20 protein-coding genes are annotated in these 20,988 nt (G+C 59.3%); 5 read left to right on the top strand and 15 right to left on the bottom strand.

Going from position 1 to position 20,988, the window contains the following annotated elements; genetic code table 11:
* Positions 1–16: 16 nt before the first annotated feature.
* Positions 17–940, bottom strand: coding sequence for a glycosyltransferase family 2 protein (locus HMPREF2614_RS10020; RefSeq protein WP_049182273.1), 924 nt, complete (start codon positions 938–940; stop codon positions 17–19).
* 11 nt (positions 941–951) lie between these two features.
* Complete coding sequence (gene rfbD / locus HMPREF2614_RS10015) at positions 952–1,926, bottom strand: dTDP-4-dehydrorhamnose reductase (protein WP_070560905.1); 975 nt, start codon at positions 1,924–1,926, stop codon at positions 952–954.
* A gap of 168 nt (positions 1,927–2,094) precedes the next feature.
* Between rfbD and HMPREF2614_RS10010 the strand changes: the two genes are divergently transcribed.
* The gene (locus HMPREF2614_RS10010; protein WP_371199666.1) at positions 2,095–3,729 is read left to right on the top strand and encodes an LCP family protein; all 1,635 of its coding nucleotides are present in this window, start codon (positions 2,095–2,097) and stop codon (positions 3,727–3,729) included.
* Here the strand turns inward: HMPREF2614_RS10010 and HMPREF2614_RS10005 are convergent.
* Together HMPREF2614_RS10005 and HMPREF2614_RS10000 are read right to left on the bottom strand one after the other, a co-directional pair.
* Positions 3,726–3,986, bottom strand: a complete 261-nt coding sequence (locus tag HMPREF2614_RS10005; protein ID WP_038627884.1) for a HypC/HybG/HupF family hydrogenase formation chaperone — start codon at positions 3,984–3,986, stop codon at positions 3,726–3,728. The two genes, HMPREF2614_RS10010 and HMPREF2614_RS10005, sit on opposite strands and share 4 nt — an antisense overlap.
* Before the next feature lie 4 nt (positions 3,987–3,990).
* On the bottom strand, positions 3,991–5,346 hold the full coding sequence (locus HMPREF2614_RS10000) for a nickel-dependent hydrogenase large subunit (protein WP_038627881.1): 1,356 nt from the start codon (positions 5,344–5,346) through the stop codon (positions 3,991–3,993).
* 40 nt (positions 5,347–5,386) lie between these two features.
* On the opposite strand from HMPREF2614_RS10000, the gene HMPREF2614_RS09995 reads away from it, so the two are divergent.
* A complete protein-coding gene (locus tag HMPREF2614_RS09995; RefSeq protein ID WP_187271236.1) occupies positions 5,387–5,746 on the top strand; it encodes a hydrogenase maturation nickel metallochaperone HypA/HybF in 360 nt (119 codons plus the stop codon).
* On the opposite strand, the gene HMPREF2614_RS09990 is transcribed toward HMPREF2614_RS09995, so the two are convergent.
* From HMPREF2614_RS09990 to HMPREF2614_RS09965, 6 genes are all read right to left on the bottom strand, one after another.
* Positions 5,743–6,327, bottom strand: coding sequence for a hydrogenase maturation protease (locus HMPREF2614_RS09990; RefSeq protein WP_038629417.1), 585 nt, complete (start codon positions 6,325–6,327; stop codon positions 5,743–5,745). The genes HMPREF2614_RS09995 and HMPREF2614_RS09990 overlap by 4 nt on opposite strands.
* A 61-nt stretch (positions 6,328–6,388) precedes the next feature.
* Entirely contained in the window at positions 6,389–7,657 is a 1,269-nt protein-coding gene (gene cybH, locus HMPREF2614_RS09985; protein WP_052155583.1) for a Ni/Fe-hydrogenase, b-type cytochrome subunit, read from the bottom strand.
* Entirely contained in the window at positions 7,654–9,402 is a 1,749-nt protein-coding gene (locus tag HMPREF2614_RS09980; RefSeq protein ID WP_038627878.1) for a nickel-dependent hydrogenase large subunit, read from the bottom strand. Before HMPREF2614_RS09980 ends, cybH begins: the two co-directional genes overlap by 4 nt.
* A gap of 11 nt (positions 9,403–9,413) precedes the next feature.
* Positions 9,414–10,652, bottom strand: coding sequence for a hydrogenase small subunit (locus tag HMPREF2614_RS09975; protein WP_038627876.1), 1,239 nt, complete (start codon positions 10,650–10,652; stop codon positions 9,414–9,416).
* A 329-nt stretch (positions 10,653–10,981) separates the two neighbouring features.
* Positions 10,982–11,788 carry a hydrogenase nickel incorporation protein HypB gene (hypB, locus tag HMPREF2614_RS09970; RefSeq protein ID WP_070560903.1) on the bottom strand — a complete coding sequence of 269 codons (807 nt, stop codon included), beginning with the start codon at positions 11,786–11,788 and terminating at the stop codon, positions 10,982–10,984.
* A gap of 16 nt (positions 11,789–11,804) precedes the next feature.
* A complete protein-coding gene (locus HMPREF2614_RS09965; RefSeq protein ID WP_038627871.1) occupies positions 11,805–12,122 on the bottom strand; it encodes a hydrogenase maturation nickel metallochaperone HypA in 318 nt (105 codons plus the stop codon).
* Between the two features lie 76 nt (positions 12,123–12,198).
* On the opposite strand from HMPREF2614_RS09965, the gene hypF reads away from it, so the two are divergent.
* Positions 12,199–14,601 carry a carbamoyltransferase HypF gene (gene hypF / locus HMPREF2614_RS09960; protein WP_083300230.1) on the top strand — a complete coding sequence of 801 codons (2,403 nt, stop codon included), beginning with the start codon at positions 12,199–12,201 and terminating at the stop codon, positions 14,599–14,601.
* On the opposite strand, the gene hypE is transcribed toward hypF, so the two are convergent.
* Positions 14,598–15,740, bottom strand: coding sequence for a hydrogenase expression/formation protein HypE (hypE, locus tag HMPREF2614_RS09955; RefSeq protein WP_070560898.1), 1,143 nt, complete (start codon positions 15,738–15,740; stop codon positions 14,598–14,600). The genes hypF and hypE overlap by 4 nt on opposite strands.
* Before the next feature lie 127 nt (positions 15,741–15,867).
* Between hypE and HMPREF2614_RS09950 the strand changes: the two genes are divergently transcribed.
* A complete protein-coding gene (locus HMPREF2614_RS09950; RefSeq protein ID WP_038629409.1) occupies positions 15,868–16,137 on the top strand; it encodes a HypC/HybG/HupF family hydrogenase formation chaperone in 270 nt (89 codons plus the stop codon).
* A 16-nt stretch (positions 16,138–16,153) separates the two neighbouring features.
* Positions 16,154–17,305 (top strand): hydrogenase formation protein HypD, encoded by a 1,152-nt coding sequence (gene hypD, locus HMPREF2614_RS09945; RefSeq protein WP_016422178.1) that lies wholly within the window; start codon positions 16,154–16,156, stop codon positions 17,303–17,305.
* Here hypD and HMPREF2614_RS09940 read toward each other — a convergent pair whose 3' ends face one another.
* The 4 genes from HMPREF2614_RS09940 to HMPREF2614_RS09925 all read right to left on the bottom strand — a co-directional run bounded on the left by HMPREF2614_RS09940 (position 17,306) and on the right by HMPREF2614_RS09925 (position 20,987).
* Entirely contained in the window at positions 17,306–18,169 is an 864-nt protein-coding gene (locus HMPREF2614_RS09940; protein WP_070560897.1) for an HpcH/HpaI aldolase/citrate lyase family protein, read from the bottom strand.
* Positions 18,170–18,298: 129 nt separating this feature from the next.
* Positions 18,299–19,507 (bottom strand): acetyl-CoA C-acetyltransferase, encoded by a 1,209-nt coding sequence (locus HMPREF2614_RS09935; RefSeq protein ID WP_049182283.1) that lies wholly within the window; start codon positions 19,505–19,507, stop codon positions 18,299–18,301.
* 58 nt (positions 19,508–19,565) lie between these two features.
* On the bottom strand, positions 19,566–20,234 hold the full coding sequence (locus HMPREF2614_RS09930) for a 3-oxoacid CoA-transferase subunit B (RefSeq protein ID WP_038627860.1): 669 nt from the start codon (positions 20,232–20,234) through the stop codon (positions 19,566–19,568).
* Complete coding sequence (locus tag HMPREF2614_RS09925) at positions 20,235–20,987, bottom strand: CoA transferase subunit A (RefSeq protein ID WP_038627858.1); 753 nt, start codon at positions 20,985–20,987, stop codon at positions 20,235–20,237.
* Position 20,988: the final 1 nt, after the last annotated feature.

Below are 20,988 nucleotides of genomic sequence, written 5' to 3'. Positions count from 1 at the left end.
TCATTCCAACAGTCAATTAATTCCTACGCTTTTTGACCGCGATTATGACTTTGCCACGCAGGAACAGCCCCAAACGCAATGCCAGTCGCACAGGTGCCAACGCCGGCCCCGGCAGGCGATCTGACATAAAGCGGTAGGCCGACTCGTGATGGGCCTTTACGGTAATTTCTGGGTGCTTACTGGCAGAATGCCCCTGCGCGTGACGAATCTCTGCACGAGGACAGAAAATATTCCTCCAACCAGCCTTGCCCAGTCGGTCGCCCAAATCCACGTCCTCCATGTACATGAAGTAGCGGGTATCAAAGCCATCAATCTGGTCGAACGCATCCCATCGCAGCAGCAGGCATGCGCCCGACAACCAGCCGGCCGGTCGCTCGCGATCCATATCCGCGTCATCCCGGTAGCGCCGTGAGAAAGGGTTAGTAGGCCAGATATCGGCGAGCAGCGCGTGTCCGATACCACTGACAAGCTCAGGAACCGCGCGTGCCGACGGGTACACGCTGCCATCCGCCTCGCGAATCAGCGGACCAATCGCTCCGGCTTTGGGATTGCGCTGCGCGCATTCCAACAGAACATCGATTGCGCCAGGGGCAAACACCACGTCAGGGTTGACCAGCATGACGTAATCAGGATTAATCTCACCGGCACGGCGAGCCCGTCCCAGCTCCGCAATGCCACGGTTGGCGGCCGCGCCATAGCCAATGTTGCCGCCGGTGCGCAGAAGCTGAACATCCGCTCCGGTCTCCTTGGCCCGAGCTTCTTCCTTCTCCACGGAACCATCCGTCGAGCCGTTGTCGGCCATGATCAGACGCGTGGAGGCACTGGCGGCGGGGCCCAGCGAATCCACCAGCTTGCTCAGGTGCTCACCGGGCGAAAAGGTCACGGTGACCACACCGAGCGGAAGCTGTGAGGATTGCGGGGAATTCGAGGTTGCATTCACAAACCTAGACCCTAGGTCAGGACTGCACGCAAAGTGTCCTGCCACTCCGGAAGCGAATGTAGACCTACCTCACTCCATGCGGAACCATCCAACACGGACCAGGCCGGACGCAGGGCCGGACGAGGGAACTCACTGCTGGTACACGCCACCACACGCTGTGGATCGTGACCGGTGAGCCGAAACACTTCGCGAGCCACCTCGAACCATGTTGACTCACCGCTGCCCGTGACATGGAAGGTGCCGGTCGGTGCGCTGCTCGGTTTGGACAACACGCGATCGGACAACTCCCAGATAGCTCCGGCGAGGTCACCAACAAAGGTGGGGTTGCCGTGCTGATCGTCAACGACCTTAATAATTGCCGGATTGCCCTTGTCATCAGTCGCCGTCTCCGCCAGACGCATCATCGTGGAGACGAAGTCCTTGGCCTCTGGCTGTGTGGGCCCCGACCAGACCCACGCCGTACGCAAAATAGCGGAACGCGCGCCCGAATCACGCACATTGTTCTCCCCCACTAACTTGGTACGTCCGTACATAGTCTGAGGCGCGGTGAAATCATCAACTCGCAGCGCTCGGCGCTGCCCCGTCATCTCATCGATTGCTACATCACCGAAGACATAGTCGGTGGAGATATGAATGAGATACGCGTCTTCCTTTTTCGCCCGAGCCGCCAAGTACTTCGGTCCGAGTGCATTGATTAGATGTGCCGAACCGGGATCGGATTCTGCACCATCGACATCGGTCGCCGCTGCCGCGTTAATGATGATGTCGACGTCGTCAAGCAGAGGCGATGTCTCCACAGCATCCGAATCAGTGATATCCAACTGTGCCCGAGTGAGAGGGCGCACCTCAACATCGGCGGCGAAAGAATCACGCTGAAGCGCAGTACCCAGCTGTCCAGCCGCACCAGTTATGGCAATAATGGGACGCCGCGAGTTGCTGTGCGTTGGTCCATGAGTGGCGAAATGCGAGACTGATATTTCAGACATATTCTTCTTTATCACTATCGTAGATACGATTGACACTGTGTTGAGGTGTAACCGGATACGGATTGACACTGTGTTGAGGTGCAACCGCACACGGTTGGACGGCTAAGGTTTATGTAGTTTCCGCAGCTGCTTACTGCCCTCCACGATGTGTGGAATGCCCACGCAGACATGCAGCACAAATTATATTTTCGAAAACGGTTTAAGAGGAGCCCCGGTTTGAGCAGCCACACGCCACGCGCGCGTCACGCACGCGATATTCAAGCGCCACCGTCCTCTGCAGAGAGTACCGCCCAAGCTTGGCCGCCGATGCTGCGCAATGCGCTTGTACTGCTCTCGGCCATTATCCTGGTTATTTCCGCAGTTGGCTGGTGGACACTCGGTAGGACCACCGACAACTTGGGTTCGGGTGGCGACTTCGGCCTGGGCAGTGAGAAGGACGGTGCAACCGATATTCTGCTCGTCGGCTCAGACTCCCGCACCGATGCCCAGGGCAACCCGCTGACTCCGGAAGAAATTGAGCTTCTGCGTGCCGGCGACGAAGAAGCCACGAATACAGACACGATTATTGTGATTCGTGTTCCTGCCGATGGCTCTTCCGCGACGGCGATTTCCATTCCGCGCGATACCTATGTCCACACCAATCGCCTAGGCAACACAAAGATTAATGGTGTCTACGGCAATACAAAGCAGATGGTGGAAGAGGAACTCGCAGGAAGCGGGGCTTCGCCGGATGAGATTGAGCGTCGCTCGACTGAGGCCGGACGTAGAGCTCTGATTGAAACCATTAGCGACCTCAGCGGTATCACCGTTGACCACTACGCAGAAGTTGGCCTGCTCGGCTTTGTCCTGCTCACCGATGCCATCGGTGGTGTCGATGTATGTCTGAATGAGGCTGTTTACGACGAGTTCTCTGGTGCGGACTTCCCGGCGGGCTCACAGACGTTGATGGGTGCCGACGCGCTCTCATTCGTCCGCCAGCGCCACGGTCTGCCCCGCGGTGACCTCGACCGAATTACTCGCCAGCAGGTCTTCATGGCCTCGTTCACCAATAAGCTGCTCGGCGCTGGCACACTGTCCAATCCCGCGAAGCTGTCTGAACTGGGCAACGCTGTCCAGCGCTCGGTGGTGCTCGACGACAACTGGGATGTCACCGGATTTGCTACCCAGATGCAGGGCCTCAGTGGTGGCAACGTGAAGTTTGAAACGATCCCGGTGACCTCGATTGACGGTGTCGGCGACTATGGCGAGTCGGTGGTCACAATCGATAAGGGCCAAGTCCACCAGTACTTCGAGACCCTGCTGGGCACCAAGGAAGAAGAAGCTCCGACGAAGGAAGAAGACGATAAGAAGGCTGACCCCAACGCGGCTGAAACTACAGTCAGCGTTTACAACGCCACAGGCATTGAAGGTTTGGCCAGCGGCGTCTCAGGTTTCTTAACGGAAAAGGGCTACACCCAGGGAGAGGTCGGCAACGCTGAGTTCGCCGGCGTTGCCTCCAGCCAGATCAATGCGGCTGACCCAGAGGATCCGGCAGCTCAGGCCATTTCTGAAGCACTCGGTGGCGTACCGATTGTCCACGATCCATACCTCGATCCGCACCACATCTCAGTGACGATTGCCGGTGACTACGACGGCCCAGGATTGACATCAGAGGGAATGGACACTGATTCGGGCGAGAGTGCCGAACCCGCACCTGACGTCGAAGATGGTTCCAATGGCGACATCATCGGCCAAGAGGGCGGCGAAATTCCGCAGGAAGATCGCCCCGCTATCGACGCCGCTGGCGTGACCTGCGTGAACTAGGTCCGTCTCTTCGGGGAGACCTCAGCGACATGTTCGATGAGGTTATATTCCTCAATTGCGGCTAAGGAGTCCTTGGCCTCCTGTTCGTCCAGCACGTTCATGATGAACCCGTTCTGGACGAACACCCAATCACCTACCACCAGCTCAGGCACGTACATTGCCGAGCATTGCCGCTTCTGCCCCGCCATATCCACCATCGCCATCGGCAGTGGACCATCGGCGATTGCCAAAACCTTGGCAGGAATTCCAAGACACATCGTGTTACTTCGTCCTCTCCACTACGGTCGGGGCATCCGCCGAACTACGGCTATCCGTTGTCATATTGTCCGCAGGTGCACCGGCATGTTCCTGCATCTTGAATGTCATCACTCCCGCAGGTGCCGAGCTACACGGTAAGCACGGATCAGCGGCCCAGATGGACTTCTCGACCCCCGCAGTCTCCCCGCCACCGCACATCTGCGCGGTGAGCATACGCGTCAGCCAGAGTTCATTCTGCGCAGTTGGCGTCATAATCTGACAATCCGTGATGATGCCGTCAGCCCCTGCCGTATAGCGATGTACTAACAGCCCACGCGGACCGTCAATAATCCCGACACCACTGCGATGCCCTTCAAAGTCAGCGCTCTCAATCGCTGTCGCGGCATTCGGATCGCACACATGCTCGCCGAGCAGTTCCCCGTCGGCAAGCACCCGCCTCGCCCAAGCCGCGGTGTCGGCGAGAAGCTGGCGTTGGGCGTCGCGTGGGCTCACCCCACGCTTATCGACGACAACCTGCCTGGAGACCGGCCCCACCCGGTAGAAATCGGCCCGATGACCTTCACAGCCATGTTTGCCCAGCTGCTTCGAGGCATCAAACACCGGTCTGGGAGCGGCATCGCCCGGACGGGATTCACGAACACGTGTGGGCCAATCAGCAGCCGGGAAAATCTCCGCCGCGGTATCGGTGTCATGCCGCGCGACTGCCAGGTAATTTCCCAGCGGCGCAAGCTCACCGTCGGCATCGACAACTGCCACATCGAGGCCGTCAAAAGTATCTGTCCAAGCATCAGGAGCATCGGGAGTGGGAAGAAGCTCCACTTCCTTGATTACCGCCGTCTCAGCCAGTACCTCCAGAGCAGTTTCTGCCTCAGAAACCAGCGTCTTATCCACTGTCGCGCGCACACCGCCGGGGACGGCGACATCCGGGAAGTGCGACGGTGCCCCCGCTGCACGCATCAGAGCTTTTCCGGCACGCTTCATTGCCCGCGCCCCCTCGCGGTCGACGGCCACAAATTTGGTCGCTAGATTATCCAAGGTCGACCCGGCCGCCAGCAGCTCTCGAATCAACTGTGCGGTTCGAGGAATGTCGGAGATCCCGTAGAGGTCCTCTACCGCCCGCACGCCTGCAAGATGATGCACAACCGGGCACAGGCCACACAGCCTCTTGGTGATATCTGGTACAGCCAGCGCCTGCTTGCCCACGAGCATCCCGTCGATACGCGGTAGCCCTGAAAGGTCGAAGGCCACCTGTGTGATGGCGCCGTTGTCATCGCGATAGACATCCAGTCGTGCCTCGAATGGGTCAACAAGCTCATCGAGCTGGATGTGCTGGGTAACCGGAACGGATTTGGATGACATGGTCCGCCTGCGCCTCCTTTGCGCTGAGTGCTTCGCCATAATGGTATCTGTGCATGAGCTTGGATTGTTGACCAGCGTGGTGGAAAAGATTGCCGAGGTCTGCCCGGGACGCACCGTGACAAAGGTGTCAATGCGTGTGGGCGACCGCTCCGGAGTCGTCTACGATTCCCTCATCGCCGCGTGGCCCGTGGCCAGTGCCGCGACGCAGTGTGAGGGCGCCGAGTTAGACGCCGAGCTCATTGTGTCGACGGTCTACTGTCCCACCTGCGAGGCCGAGCATGAAATCGATGAATTCTATGCTCTAACCTGCCCCGTCTGCGGCACTCCAACTGCGGATCTACGGCACGGTCGCGAGTTTGAAATCTCCAGTATTGAGGTCAACGCTGAGGGCGAGAGTTAGACGCCGCTGTCGTGCTCGTCGGCAAGCCAGCTGTCGATGAGCTCGCGCGCAACCTCAGTCGCTTCCTCAATGCCGACAAGTGCCGTGTCACTGAGCCCCACCACCATGTCAGCCGACTCGTAGACCACTCCCACCACACCGACGCGCGCAGGCTCCTGCCCCAACAGGCGCGCCGCGGTGAGCAAATCCAACAAGCCGACCTGGTGCGCGGACAGCTTTGCCGCCAATAGTCGAGGAATCTGGTCACCGACGAGCTTAACGACGGTACCGGGATCCCCCGGACCAGCGAGAGCATCGAGCAACAATAAGTTCTTGGCCTCCTGCACGATGGGCAGCAACTCCATACCGCAGGTGCCGCCATCGATGTAGGCAACCGCACCCGTCCATTCGTCCCCCCGCCCGGCGATGTTCGCAGGATCATCGAGATTAGAGGGCGACCAGACCAAATGCGCAGAATCTCCGGCCTGAGTTGTCTGCCTCATGCCTGCAGATTCCAGTTCCGGGGCGAGGCGCCTCAGCAGTTCGAGACCAATGCCGTCGTCGCCCATGACGGGGTTGCCGATGCCAAGAACCGTCACCAACGGGGTTCCAGTATCGGCGCCGGTGGCTGCGTCAGACGTCTTATCGTTACCCAATGATCTCCTATCCAATGCGTGGAGAGTCAACCGGTTGCGTGCCGCGCGGTAGCCAGACAGAGCCACCAATCATCGAGGACAGACCACCGTGGTTGTGCACCGCATCGGAGCGGATGACCAGGTAGACGTGAATGATGGCGAAGAGCCAAATCAGGTACATGATGATTGTGTGAATCAGGCGGAAGTAACCGATGCCAATCCAGTGCGTGGGCATAGCCAACAGCTGGAAGAACCAGTTGGACTGATCCATCATCGCATATAGCGACAAACCTGTGAGCATCTGGATGAAACACATCGCGTAAATACCGGTGTATGCCAGCTGCTGCAGCGGATTGTGCGCGAAGTAGAACGGCCCTTCCTTGCGCAGGAAGAGGTAGTACTGCATCGTGTGCCAGAGGTCTTTAACATCCTGCTTGTTATAAATCGGCCATAGCGCACGCCATCGTGTTTGTCGGTCGTGGGTAACAAACAACAGAATGGCACGCCACAATCCCACCGCAATCCATAGGAATCCGGCTAAGAAGTGCGCGAAACGCACATACCCCATCGCAAAACCCGCGGCCGTGCCGTCATAGGTGCGCTCGGTCAAATAGGGCTGCATGATGTACCAGCCAGTAAAGGTCATCACCAACATCAGCGCCAGGTTCAACCAATGTTGAACGCGCAGCGCCCATCCCCACAGGTGAACCTCGACCCACGAACCGGAACCCTTCTTGTTCTCCGCAATGGCCTCGTCGAGTTTCCGCAGCCCCATTGCCACGAATCCTTCGAAGATGAACTCTCCGATGATATTTCCGTCTTTGTCAATGGGCGCGAGAGCGACCCCCATGCTGCGATGACCGCGGCCATGGTGCATGTTCGCGTTACGACGAAGTAGAACACCTTCCTCGCGGGACATCGTGGATGCCTCTACGACTGAGTCCAGTTCACCACGCATGATTGCCACATCGACCGTTTGATCGGCGATATTGAGACCGTGCACCTTAGCGATGGAGTAACGGCGATCCGGTGTTGCCGGATCGTACGAATCCGGGGTCAATTTCATCAGTGGCGTGCCGTCGAGGTGGAAAAGATCGTCACGACGACGACGCAAGCTGACCTTCAGCGCAAGGTCGACAGGATCGCGGGACTCGTCCGGGACAATTGCTGCGGCCTGAATGACCTCAGATGGCGACAACCAGTGGCTGGTGTGTGCGTCAATAACCGCAATAACCAGGGGGTTGCCCTTGGAATCCTTTAGTCGCAGTTCCGGATTTTCACTCACTGAGGGGGTCATGCCGTCGTCACCTTAAACATCTCCTGACCAGACGGATCCAAAACATGGACTGCGCAGGCCATACATGGGTCGAAGGAATGAATCGTGCGAAGTGGCTCAAGCGGCTGCTCAGGATCGACCAGCGGATGCGTGCCATCGCCAGCCAGCGCGTGCTCGTACGGGCCAAGCTGCCCCTTGGGGTCACGGCCACCGGCCAGCCACGTGGTAGGAACCACGGCTTGGTAGTTGGTCACCTTGCCATTTTCGATTTTGACCCAGTGGCTGAGCATGCCACGAGCGACCTCGAGAAAGCCCACGCCCTGGCACTTTTCCGGCCACGAGGACGGCTCCCAACGGCTGTTGTCGAAGACATCAATATCGCCGTTCTTCAAGGCCTCAACGAACTCTGGGAAAATGTGATCTGCCAAGTAATTGGCGGTAGTCACAGATTCCACGGCACGAGCGTAGGTGCGTCCCGCAGTGGAGTTCATCTGCTCAATGCGTAGGTCGAGCTTGTCCATAACCTCGTCGACCAGGCGCACCGTCTCCGACTCCTTCTGCAGGTACGCCAACAGCACACGTGCAACCGGGCCGACTTGAACAGCGCGACCGTCGTAACGCGGCGCTTTCGACCAGGTGTACTTTTCATTGTCGGACAGCCACTCGTACGGCGGTTTCGGTCCGGTGTAGTTCACTGTGGTTTCACCGTCGTACGGCTTGAGGCCGACATCGTCGCCTGCTTCCTGCGTGTACCAGGCGGAGTTAATGAATTCCTCGATCTTCTCCGGCTGGAATGGGTGGAGCTTGGTGTAATCACCGTCGAGAATGACACCGGGCTTGATGTTTGGATGCACGGTCTGGACACGGGACTTAGCCGGGTCGCCGGAGTAAGTGGCACCGGCCATGCCGACCGCCAGGAAGCTGTCGGAGGAGCGACCGATGTCGAAGTAATCCTTGTAAACGCTCATAATGGCGACTGCATCTGGGTAGAAGCAGTCATTGACGAACTCCACGATCTCATCGATCCAGGACTTGATCTGGTCAATGCCGACTTGGTTGACCGTCTCCGAGCGTTCCGGGTCTATGGAGCACGCCATACCTCCGACCAGGAAGTTCGGGTGGGGATTCTTACCGCCAAATACGGTGTTAATGCGGATGATAGAGCGCTGGAAAGCCAAGGCGTCGAGGTAGTGCGACACTGCCATCAGGTTGGCCTCGGGCGGCAAGCGGTAGTCCTCATGCCCCCAGTAGCCGCCGGTGAAGATGGACAGCTGGCCGGAGTCCACAATGCCCTGCACGGTGTCCTTGACTCGGGCGAAGGTTTCTTCGTTATTGCCCTTCCACGTCGAGCCGATCGACTGCGCGAACTCAACGGTCTTCTTCGGATCTGCCTCGAGAGCCTTCGTGACATCAATCCAGTCCAACCCGTGAAGATGGTAGAAGTGCACGACGTGGTCGTGAATCTCCTGCGAGCCAATCACCAGGTCGCGAATACGACGTGCCTGCGGGGGCGGTGTCGAGCCAATGGCATCTTCGACCGCAGCAATAGATGCCACCGAATGAGTACCCGTGCACACACCACAGATACGACCAACGAACGCCCAGACATCGCGAGGATCGCGGTTTTTCACAATGGTTTCGATGCCGCGGAACTGAGTGGTCTCACTCCACGCGGTTTTAATCTGGTCTCCCTCGCGTTCCAGCTCAATGCGAAGGTGTCCCTCGATTCGGGTAATCGGGTCAATTACAACTTTTTCCGTAGCCATGTCCTATGCCCTTAGTTGTCCTTCGAATCGGATGCTGTCTCACTCTGCGTGCCCGGTGAGTTTGAAGGAAGGTCGACCATCGGAGGCTTTCGGCCTTCCACACCACCAAACGCAGCCAACACCTTTTCTTCGCCGTTGGAGCGCCTTATCTTCAGTTCCTTCACCAATGTAAGTCCGCCATGGACTGCGGTACCCGCAGCAGTAGCAGCCAGCAGTCCAACGCCGACCTTGTTCACACTGGACTCCACCCCAATACCCGGGATACCCGGCAGCTTGTCATAGAACGGAGTGAACTGGTCGAAGAAGTCCTTCTCAGTACAGCCAATACATGGGTGACCAGCACCGATTGGCCAGCCAGACTTAAGGTTCCACTGCACGATTGGGCATGGGCTAAACGTGGATGGCCCCTTACAACCGACCTCGTAAAGGCACCAGCCGTTGCGTGCACCCTCGTCATCGAAGGTTTTCACGAACTGACCGGCATCATAATGTGCGCGGCGCGGACAGGAGTCGTGAATACGCTGGTCGTAGGCAAACTTTGGCCGCCCCTCAGCGTCAACCTCCGGAGTCTTGCCATAAGTGAGCACGTACGTCAGAGTGGCGGTAATAACCTCACCAATCGGCGGACAACCAGAGACATTAATCACCGGCTTGTCCTTGATAATCTCATCGACGCCCTTAGCGCCGGTCGGATTCGGCTTAGCGGCCTGAACAGAACCCCAGACAGCACAGGCACCAACGGCCAGGATTGCCGTGGCCTTCTCAGCAGCCTCGAGCAGCACTTGTTCTGCCGACTTACCGCCGATGGTGCAATACGCACCGTGCTCGCCGGTCGGGATCGAGCCATTGACCACCAGAATGTGGTCCTCGGCATTCATGTCATCCAAAGCCTTTTCGGCCGCGTGCCCGGACGGCGCCATGAGCAGCTCGTTATAGTCCATCGAAACTAAGTTCAGCACCACGTCTTCAGCAGTAGTGCCTCCGGAACGCAATACGGATTCCATACATCCGGTGCACTCCTGCAATTGCAACCAAGCCACCTTCGGCTTCTTTACAGCTGAGAGCTTGTCTGCGATTTCCTCCGCCGAGGGAGTCAGCGACTGCGCCGCGGCCTCACCGACATTCGGAGTTCCCGCGGCAAAAATTGCCGCCATGGTGCCACAAAACTTCATGAAACTGCGCCGTGAGACACCAGCTCTAGCGAGGTTGTCGCCGAGGGTGCCTTCCTGCCAATTCGCGCCACTAATCATTTTTTCGCTGCGCCTTCTGCTTAGTTATTAGGAATATTGGTTTCGAGGTTTTACAACTACCCAGGCCCATTGCCTATACATGGCCAAGTATAGCGACCTAAGAACAACCTGAATAATGGTGCTGCGCAGCGGTTATAACAAAATAATATGCAAGATAAATATTGCGTAAATATAGCTCCAGGTACAGGGAATGAACGTGAAAAACCGCGGCAGATTACGGCCGGATATCACCTATCCCCCACTAAGGTGGAGCGAAACGGGGGGGGGCAGCGGGACCGTCGTCAAGCATGCCGTAATGTCCCCTGCTTCACGACGACCCCGGCGCGTGCTTAATCACCCAGCGCAGGGTTGACCCAACGGAGCCACTTGTCGATGCCCTCCCCGGTCTTAGCGGAGACCTCAATCACCTTCACCCCTGGATTGACCTTTTCCAGGTTGGCGCGGAAGAGCTCCATGTCGAAGTCAAGGTACGGGGCAAGATCCATCTTGTTGATAACCACTACCTGCACAGAGCGGAACATCACCGGATACTTGACCGGCTTATCCTCACCTTCAGTAATGGAGTAGACCATTGCCTTGCGAGTCTCACCGACCTCAAACTCAGCCGGACAGACGAGGTTTCCCACATTTTCAATCATGACCAGGTCAAGCGTGTCCAGATTCAGCCCCTCGAGCGCGCGGGAGACCATGGGGGCGTCCAAGTGGCATTCGCCACCGAATCCGTTGCCCGTGTTCAGCAGCGAAATCTGTGCCCCGTAGCCCTCCAGACGATCGGCATCGAGGGCCGTCTCAATATCGCCCTCGATAATGCCGACGCGCAGCTTGCCCTGCGCAGCCACCAGTGTCTTCTCCAACAGCGCGGTCTTGCCTGAACCCGGGGAGCTCATCAGGTTGATGGCCTCAACACCATGTTCGGCAAGCAACTCGCGATTATGCTCCGCGCGGTGGTCGTTCTCGCTGAAGATGTCCTCGAGGATGGTCACGCGTTCCACACCAGTTTCATAACCCGAGTGGTCGCCGTGGCTGGTGTCATTGGGGTCGGCGAGATGAACGTGGTCATGGCCGTGGTGGTGGTCATGGTCATGATGATGGTGGTGGTGTGCGTCATCGCCGTCGTGCCGGTGGAAACGTCCCATGATTAAACCGTCTTTCCTACTTGTGCGCGTCGACGTCGATGTCGACGATTGTGAACTCTTCCCCCGAGATTACGCGTCCGGGCTTTCCGCACGTGGGGCACAGCAGACCGTCGAGTGGCCCGACCTGTTCGCGATGGCCGTGCGCGCATTCGACAACGGCAGGTACCCAGTCAATCTCCAATTTCGCGTGCCCCAAACCGGTATCGCGACTGACGAAATCCCACGCGTATGAAAGGGTTTCTGGAACAACCTGACGCAGAGCGCCTATCCGCAGGTGCACAGTGCGTACATTCCGCCCCTCGGCTGCTCTCGTGACAACCTTCGCCAACTGCATGCTCAACGCTACTTCGTGCACAATCTCCAAAGTAGCAGTGCGAACGGACCCGAGTCGCTTACGTAAAGTTGAACGCATGGAAAAGGCAGGCACGACCGGGGCGGGGATGGGCACGGGCATTCAACGCATTCGCTGGCGTATCGAAGGAATCGTCCAGGGGGTCGGATTCCGCCCTTTTGTGGCCACCATCGCCCGGCGCGCGGGTCTCGTCGGCTTCTGCGGCAATGATGAGCAGGGCGTATTCATCGAGGTAGAAGGCACGTCGGACGCCCTCGCGGCCTTCCGCAGCCAGCTTTTCACCGAACTGCCGGCGCTTGCCCGCATCATCAATCACTCCGCCGAGCACATCGCTGCGCTGGGCCATGAGCGCGAGTTCACCATCGTGCCCTCTCGCCACAGCTACTCCGGCCGCGCGCTGCTTCCGCCCGACACCGCACTGTGCCCGGACTGCCGCCGTGAGTTTTTCGACCCTACCAACCCGCGCTACCTCTACCCTTTCATTTCCTGCACCAACTGCGGGCCTCGTCTGTCCATCATCACTGAACTGCCCTACGACCGCCCGCGCACCACTATGGCGGCCTTTCCGATGTGCACCCCGTGTGAGCGCGAATACACCGACCCCGCCGACCGCCGCTATCACGCCCAGCCAATCAGCTGCTTTGACTGCGGCCCGCGTCTGAGCTGGCACGATACAGGCGGCACCACCACCGCTACCTCCCGCGAGGAAGTTCTCGCACTCTTTCGTCGCGCACACGCGCTGCTTGACGACGGCGCCTTGCTCGCCGTCAAAGGTATTGGTGGTTTTCACCTGGTCTGTGATGCCGCCAACGACGCTGCCTGCGAGAAACTACGGATGCGCAAGCGTCGACCCGACAAACCGTTGGCGGTAATGGCTCCCACTGTTGACACCGCTGCCCAACTGGTTGAGTTAACTGAGCAGGAGAAGCGTTTCCTCGACTCCCCTGAGGCACCGATTGTGATTGCACCGAAGCAGCAGTCGGGGCCGCTTTCCGATCTCATCGCCCCTGGTCTCAACAGCTTCGGCATTATGCTTCCATACTCAGGCATTCACCTGTTGCTTTGCGATCGCCCGCTCGTGGTCACCAGCGGCAACCTCAGTGGCGAGCCCGTGTGCACCGACAATGCCGACGCGCTGAAGAAGCTCGGTCACATCGCCGACGCTTTCATCCTCCACGACCGCGAAATCCACGTACCCGTTGAAGATTCGGTTTTCATCGGCACCGCCCCATCGCGCCGGTCCCGTGGCTTCGCTCCCATCCCCATTTCAATCGCGGCCATCGATTCTCGTAGCCACACGGGCACTAGCACCGGCACTGGCCCTGGCACCAGCGCCCGTAGTACGTCGCAACCCACCATTTTCGCGACTGGCGGGGAGCTGAAGAACACTTTCGCGATCGCGCATGGGGACCTCGTTCACATCTCCGCACACATTGGTGACATGGGTTCGTGGGCTAGTCAGAAGACCTACCAGAGAGCAGTTGATCAGCTCCTTTCCATGCGTGACGCGACCCCGGATTTTGTCGTCTGCGACCTTCACCCGGGCTACGCCACTACCGCCTTCGCCGAACGCTTCGCTGCCGAGCACGACATCGAGCTGCTCTCGGTTCAACACCACTTCGCCCACGCGCTCTCCCTACTCGCCGAACACCGCCTCCTTTCCCCCGGTGCCGGTCGCGCAGTCGTCGCTACCCTCGACGGCACTGGCTATGGCACAGATAGTTCCATCTGGGGCGGAGAAATCCTCACACTCAGTCGAGATTCTGCAGGCTGGGAACGCACCTGGCACTGCCCCTCTTTCCCATTGGTAGGCGGCGATCGTGCCGTCACGCATCCGTGGCGGCTAGCCCTCGGTCTCACTCACGCATGGGCGCTTGACGACGACCGTCTCTTGCGCAACCTCTCCAACGAACACGAAGTAGCGCTGGTTAAAAGCCAGCTGGCGACGGGAATCGGCACCGTGCAAACTTCGTCTCTAGGCCGCATATTCGATGCCGCCGCAGCTCTGCTGCTTCCTCGCTGGCGCGGTGGTGCGGCCATCAGCTATGAGGCGCAAGCGGCCATGGAGTTGGAGGCAGTGGCGACTCGCTACGTGAGATCGCATGCGGAAGCGCTCGGAGCGGTCAGTTCGGGGACGAAGCCGGTGCCCCTCCAGGAGGTCATCCCGGAGGCGGTAGCATCGCCTGACGTTGAGCAGGCCGCATTTTTGTTTCACAGTGGGGTTGCGGGCGTCGTCGGCAAGCGATTGGTGCAGGCGGCGGAGGAAACTGGAACCGATGTTGTCGGTGTCAGCGGGGGTTGTGCGAATAATGCGCTGTTGATGGAGTTGCTGCGGCGCGAAGTTGCAGCTGAGGGCTTTACTCTGTTGCAGCATCAAATCGTGCCGCCGGGCGATGGCGGCTTGAGTCTTGGCCAGGCGGTGGCCGGTCGCCTGCTGGCGGCAACCGGCATGGATGTCTAGCAGATGCGCGGCAGCGGGTCGCCGACCAACATGTCCACCATGCGGGTGCCACCGAATCCGGTGACCAGCACCACGGAAGCGGCGGGCTCGTCCTCGATGGAGCCGATATCACGAGCCTCGGAAGCCCCGGCTGCGTGGAGCGCACTGAGCGCTGCCTCGGATTGCTCAGCGGGGACAACGGCGACGAAGGTGCCTTCATTGGCGACGTAGAGGGGGTCGATGCCGAGCATGTCACAGGCCCCACGGGTCATTTCACGAACCGCAATGGATCCGTCGTCAAGCACGACACCAAAACCGGTGCCACGGGCGAGCTCGTTGGCGACCGTGCCGAGGCCGCCGCGGGTGGCATCGCGCATCCAGCGAGTGCCGGGGGCAGCTTCAAGTAGCGCTTCGACCAGACCGTTGACGGCGCGGGTATCGGACTCGATAGGTGCGGCCAAAGCCAAGTCGCCACGGGCGAGCATGACGGCCATGCCGTGATCGGCGATTGGCCCGGAGACAAGAATTCGGTCTCCAACCTCGATGTTTGCGTAGACAGATCCTGCCGTAGCGGAACCGGCGTAGTCGCTGCTGACCACGCCCACCCCGGCCGTGGTGATGTAGACCTGGTCACCTGCGCCCTTCGGCACAACCTTGGTGTCGCCGGCGACGATGCTCACCCCTGCGGCATCGGCAGCGGTGCGCATACTCGCCACGATGCGACGGAGAGTCGCGATCTCCAGCCCCTCTTCCAGGATGAACGATGCGGTCAGCGCCAGCGGCCTGGCTCCGGCTACCGCCAGATCGTTGATTGTGCCGTTGACGGCCAAATCGCCGATGTTGCCGCCCGGGAACTCGATGGGGTTGACCACATAGGAGTCGGTGGACATAGCCAACCGCGCTCCGCCATGTGCGGAAGCGGTCGCAGCCTCGACAACAGCAGCGGCTGCGAAGAGCCCGGAATCTCCTCCCTGTCCGAGAATCTCATTGCCGTAGGCGTCGAAAAAGACCTGTTCGACTAAAGCGGCGGATGCCTTTCCACCGGAGCCGTGTTGCAGGGTGACATAGTCATCGAGAAGCCTGAACGGACGCGCCCGAACGCGCCCGATATTGGTGTTGACCTTGGCTTCGTTGGTGTTCAGACGATTCTTCGGCTGCATGGCTACATATCCTTAAACTGCACGGCTGCGAGGCGGACAATGACAAATTGCGCAACTAATACTCCAAAAACGAGGCGCACTGCCCCTGATGGTAGTCTCGAAAAGTATTGCAAACGAGGAGAAGCGTATGTGTCTTGGTGTCCCTGCAGTGATCACAGAAGTCCACGATGCGGCCCGCGCAACAGTGGAAATTGGTGGTGTCGCACGCATGATTTCCACCGATTTACTTATTGACGAGAACCTCACCGCCGGTGATTGGGTTCTCGTACATGTCGGTTTCGCCATGAGCAAGATCGACGAGGAAGAGGCCAGACTCTCGCTCCAGCAAATCAAACAGCTAGGTGGCGACGCTTACGAGGATGAGCTGGAATCCTTCTCATCGTCACAGATCAACTAAGGGGCTGGACGGCACCATGAAATACGTTGACGAATTCCGCGATCCCGCCGCTGCGAAGAAGCTGCTCGCACGCATTGAACGCGAGGCCACCAAGCTGGAAAAGCCCATCGCACTGATGGAAGTCTGTGGCGGGCACACGCACACCATTTACCGCTACGGCTTGGAAAACCTCCTACCGGAGAACATCGAGCTGATTCACGGACCCGGCTGCCCCGTCTGTGTCATCCCCATGGGGCGCGTCGACGATGCCATCTGGCTGGCACAGCAGGAAGACGTCATTTTCACGACCTTCGGCGACATGATGCGCGTGCCGGGGTCCGAAACGTCGCTGATGCAGGCACGTGCGCGCGGCGCCGATGTACGCTTTGTCTACTCGCCTCTCGACGCTCTGAAAATTGCCACCGACAACCCCGATAAGCAGGTCGTTTTCTTCGCCGTCGGATTCGAGACCACCGCCCCGTCGACTGCCGTGACCGTTGAGGCCGCACGCCGGCAGGGTGTGGAAAACTTCTCCGTGTTTTCCAACCACGTACTTATCGAGCCGCCGCTGCGCGCCATCGTCAACGGCGGCGAAACCAAGGTTGATGGGTTTATCGGCCCAGGCCACGTGGCCACCACCACCGGCACGGACGCTTTCGAGTTCCTGCCGCGCGAGTTCAATCTGCCGGTGGCGGTCACCGGTTTTGAGCCATTGGATGTACTCCAGGCCGTCGTCATGCTGCTAGATCAATTCGTCAGCGGCGACGTTGCTGCCGGTAAGTCGCGGGTGGACAACCAGTACGCGCGCGTTGTGCGCTCCTCCGGCAACACCACCGCGCAGAAACTTATGGACCGCGTCTTTTCCCTCCGCGACACCTTCGAGTGGCGCGGTCTCGGCTGGATTGAAAACTCCGGCCTCGGCATCTCTGAAGAATACGCAGCATTCGACGCCGAGCGCCGTTTCCAGGTGCCGGGGCGCCGTATCCCAGACCCCGTGACCTGCGAATGCGGATCTGTGCTCACCGGACACATCAAGCCGTGGCAATGCGCGGTCTTCGGCACCGCCTGCACCCCGGCGACCCCCATCGGCACCTGCATGGTCTCCCCCGAAGGCGCTTGTGCGGCGTACTACAACTTCGGCCGCATCGACCGGAAAGTCACCGAGAACCTGGCGAAATCCCGCCGCTAGTTACTCCGAAATCCCCGCACGCGCGAGCGCTGCTACCGATTGCTTTACGACGGGCGCGTCAATCATCTCGCCATCGAGCTGGAAGGCGCCAGTGTGCGTACCTGCGTGATCGACAATCTTCCGGGCGCGGGCGAGCGTTGCTTCCGACGGCTTATATGCCTTGCGCACCGGCGGCACCATCGCCGGGTGGATGCAGGCCGTAGCCAAGAAACCACAGCCCACGGCATCGAGAGCCTCTAGGTACTGGCCGCGCTCATCGCGAAAGTCAGTATGAACGGCATCAATGGCGGCAATACCCGCTGCAGCTGCATGCACCTGAACGAGTGCACGCGCCAATCGCTGCGGATCGCGGTAGTGGCGACGAGGGTTTTCATCCACACTCTGACGCGAGGACGCCCCACCGAGTTCGGCGGTCAGGTCTTCGGCACCCCAGAACAGCCCCACAACGTCCTGGTGCGTGGCAATCTGCTGGATATTAATCATGGCCTGCGGGGTTTCAATCATCGCGATGATCTTCAACCCTTCGAGCTCTGCGGGAATGGAGTCTCGAATCTTGGGCACCATGACGATGTCGTAGTCACATGTACGGGCAAAGGCGACATCCTCCGCGAAGGTCGGAGTCCCAGGACCGGTAATCCGAAGAATAGTCACCTCCGGGTCGAGCGGATTGTTGATGATGTTCGCACGTGCCTGCTCGTGATTGTCAACGGCAGCGCCGTCCTCCAGGTCAATAATGACCATGTCCGATCGTTCAGCAGCTTTCTGGAAACGTTCCGGACGGTCAGCCGGGGCGAAGAGTAGCGCCGGGCCAGAGGGAAGCCAAGGGAAGGTCTGTTCACCATCGAGGGAGCTAAAGCCTGTCATAGCTCCTAACCTAATTGAAAACTCGAATCACCTTCGCGCAGGCTCTCCCAGGAGACAACAAAACCCGCGTTGTGGGGTCCATAGAGTGGAAACCACAACGCGGGTTTACTGAGTTTTTAACCTATGCGATTAGTCGCGGTACAGCAGCAGCGCGTCGCCCTGGCCGCCGCCACCACACAGGGACACACCAGCGCGACCCGAACCGCGACGGTTCAGCTCCATTGCAGCGGTCAGAGTCAGGCGGGCACCGGAGCAGCCAATCGGGTGGCCGAGGGCAATCGCGCCACCGTGGATGTTGGTCTTTTCCAGCGGGTAGTCCAGCTCACGCAGGGACTTGACGGCCACCGCACCAAATGCCTCGTTGATCTCGATGAAGTCAAGCTCCTGCGCGTCCCACTCAGCGCGACGCAGAGCCTCCTTCAAAGAGTCCGCCGGCTGAGCGTGCAGGGAGTTATCCGGACCTGCGGTCTGGCCGGCCTTGCCCACAACTGCGAGGTAGTCCAGGCCGTGCTTCTCTGCGTAGGCACGCGATGCCAGCACAACTGCTGCGGCACCGTCGGAAATCGGCGAGGAGTTACCGGCAGTGATGGTGCCGTTTTCCTTCAGGAAGACCGGACGCAGCTTAGCCAGGGTCTCCACAGTGGTCTCCGGGCGAATGCCCTGGTCGGTGTCGACAACTACCGGGTCACCCTTGCGCTGCGGAATCTCGATTGGAGCGATTTCCTGCGCGAAAATGCCGTCTTCCTGCGCCTTGGCTGCACGCTGGTGAGAAGCGGCCGCAACTTCGTCCTGCTGCTCGCGGCTAATGCCGAGGTCGCTGTTCGGACCGTCGGTAAGCGTACCCATGGACACACCATCGAAGGAGTCGACTAGACCGTCGCGCTCCAAGGTGTCCTCCAGCTTCAGCGCACCGAAGGACTTGCCCTGACGAACACCGCGTGCAACGTGCGGAGCGTGCGTCATGGACTCCTGACCACCTGCAACAACAACGTCTGCATCACCGAGACGAATCAGGCGAGCGGCGTGAATGACAGCGTTTAGGCCTGAGAGGCAGACTTTGTTAACGATCTCAGCGGTCGTATTCCATGGCAGACCTGCCTTAATGGCGACCTGTCGGGCCGGGTTCTGGCCAGCGCCTGCGAGAATCACCTGGCCCAGAACGACGTGCTGAACCTCTTCCGGGGCAACGCCGGAACGCTGGACAGCGTGCTTGACAGCATGTGCGCCGAGTTCGACGGAAGTAAGCGGTGCCAGCTGGCCGAGCAGCTTGCCCTGCGGGGTGCGGGCACCGGCGAGGATAACGACATCATTCGGGCTGGGAGTTGGAAGGTTACTCATGGATGGATTCTCCTAAGTCAAATCTGATGAGTGTGGACTGACCATGATTGCTGCGTATTTAATTCTCGAGGTCAACCACGTATGCGGCTTCGGTGTTGGCCTCGATATCGGCTAGCGTCACCCCAGGTGCCAGCCTGCGTAACACCAGGTGATCATCAGCGACATCGAAGCTTCCCAGGTTGCTAATAATCCTTTTCACTACTTTTGCACCTGTGAGGGGCAGTTCGCAGGCTTTTACCAATTTTGGTTTGCCATCTTTGGAAACGTGATCGGTCAAAACCACCACTCGAGGGGTACCAGCGACTAAGTCCATCGCGCCGCCCATGCCCTTGACCATCTTTCCTGGAATCATCCAGTTGGCCAGGCCACCGCACTGGCTAACCTCCATTGCACCCAACACGGCCATTTTCACAGCACCGCCGCGAATCATGCCGAAGCTGGTGGCGGAGTCGAAGATTGCCGCGCCCGGCACCAATGTCACGGTCTGCTTGCCCGCATTGATAAGGTCGGCGTCCTCTTCACCTTCATATGGGAAGGCGCCCATTCCCAGAATTCCGTTTTCACTCTGCAGCAGAACACGCACACCTTCGGGAATATGGTTTGCCACCAGTGTCGGAATGCCGATACCCAGATTCACATAGTCGCCATCGCGCAGCTCTTCGGCGGCCTGCTGTGCCATCTCGTCACGGCTCCAGCCCTTGTCCATAATTGTCTTCGCAGGTGCCATTTAAATCTCCTCCCCTGCTGCCGCGTCACCGGCATCGTGGCTGGAATCGGTATTGCGTGGCCGAGTTGTGCGCTTTTCAATGAGCTTCTCACGGCCGTCACCGCGGACGATGTGCTGGATATACACACCCGGAGTCATCACCAGATCCGGGTCGATCTCACCGCGGCCAAGCAAGTGCTCCACCTCCGCAACGGTCACCCTGCCGGATGCTGCGCACAGCGGGTTGAAGTTCTGCGCGGTCCGGCGATAGACAAGGTTGCCCTCGATATCGCCGTGGTAGGCGTGCACCAGGCCAATGTCAGCAACGATGCCACGCTCCTGCACGTAGGTCTGCCCGTCGAAGTCGGCGTGGGGCTTGCCCTCTGCAACGAGCGTGCCGACGCCGGTTGCGGTGTAGAACGCGGGAATACCTGCGCCCCCTGCGCGAAGCCGCTCAGCCAGAGTTCCCTGAGGGGTGAACTCCACCTCGATTTCTCCTTCGAGGTACTGGCGGGCAAACTCCTTGTTCTCGCCGACGTAGGAGGCCACTACCTTTGCCACCTGTTTGTTCTCCAACAGAATGCCGAGTCCAGTACCGTCAATGCCCATGTTGTTGGACACGATGGTGAGGTCTTTTGCCCCGGAGTCGCGCACGCCTTCGATGAGGGTATATGGCACACCACACAGGCCAAAGCCGCCAACTGCCAGGGTCATTCCATCAGTGACAAGGCCTGCGACAAGCTCTCGGCCGGTCTGATCAGTTGTTTTTGACATT

This window comes from Corynebacterium sp. HMSC074C11 (assembly GCF_001809455.1).
Lineage (GTDB): Bacteria > Actinomycetota > Actinomycetes > Mycobacteriales > Mycobacteriaceae > Corynebacterium > Corynebacterium amycolatum.
This window is presented reverse-complemented; position numbering and strand designations above follow the sequence as displayed.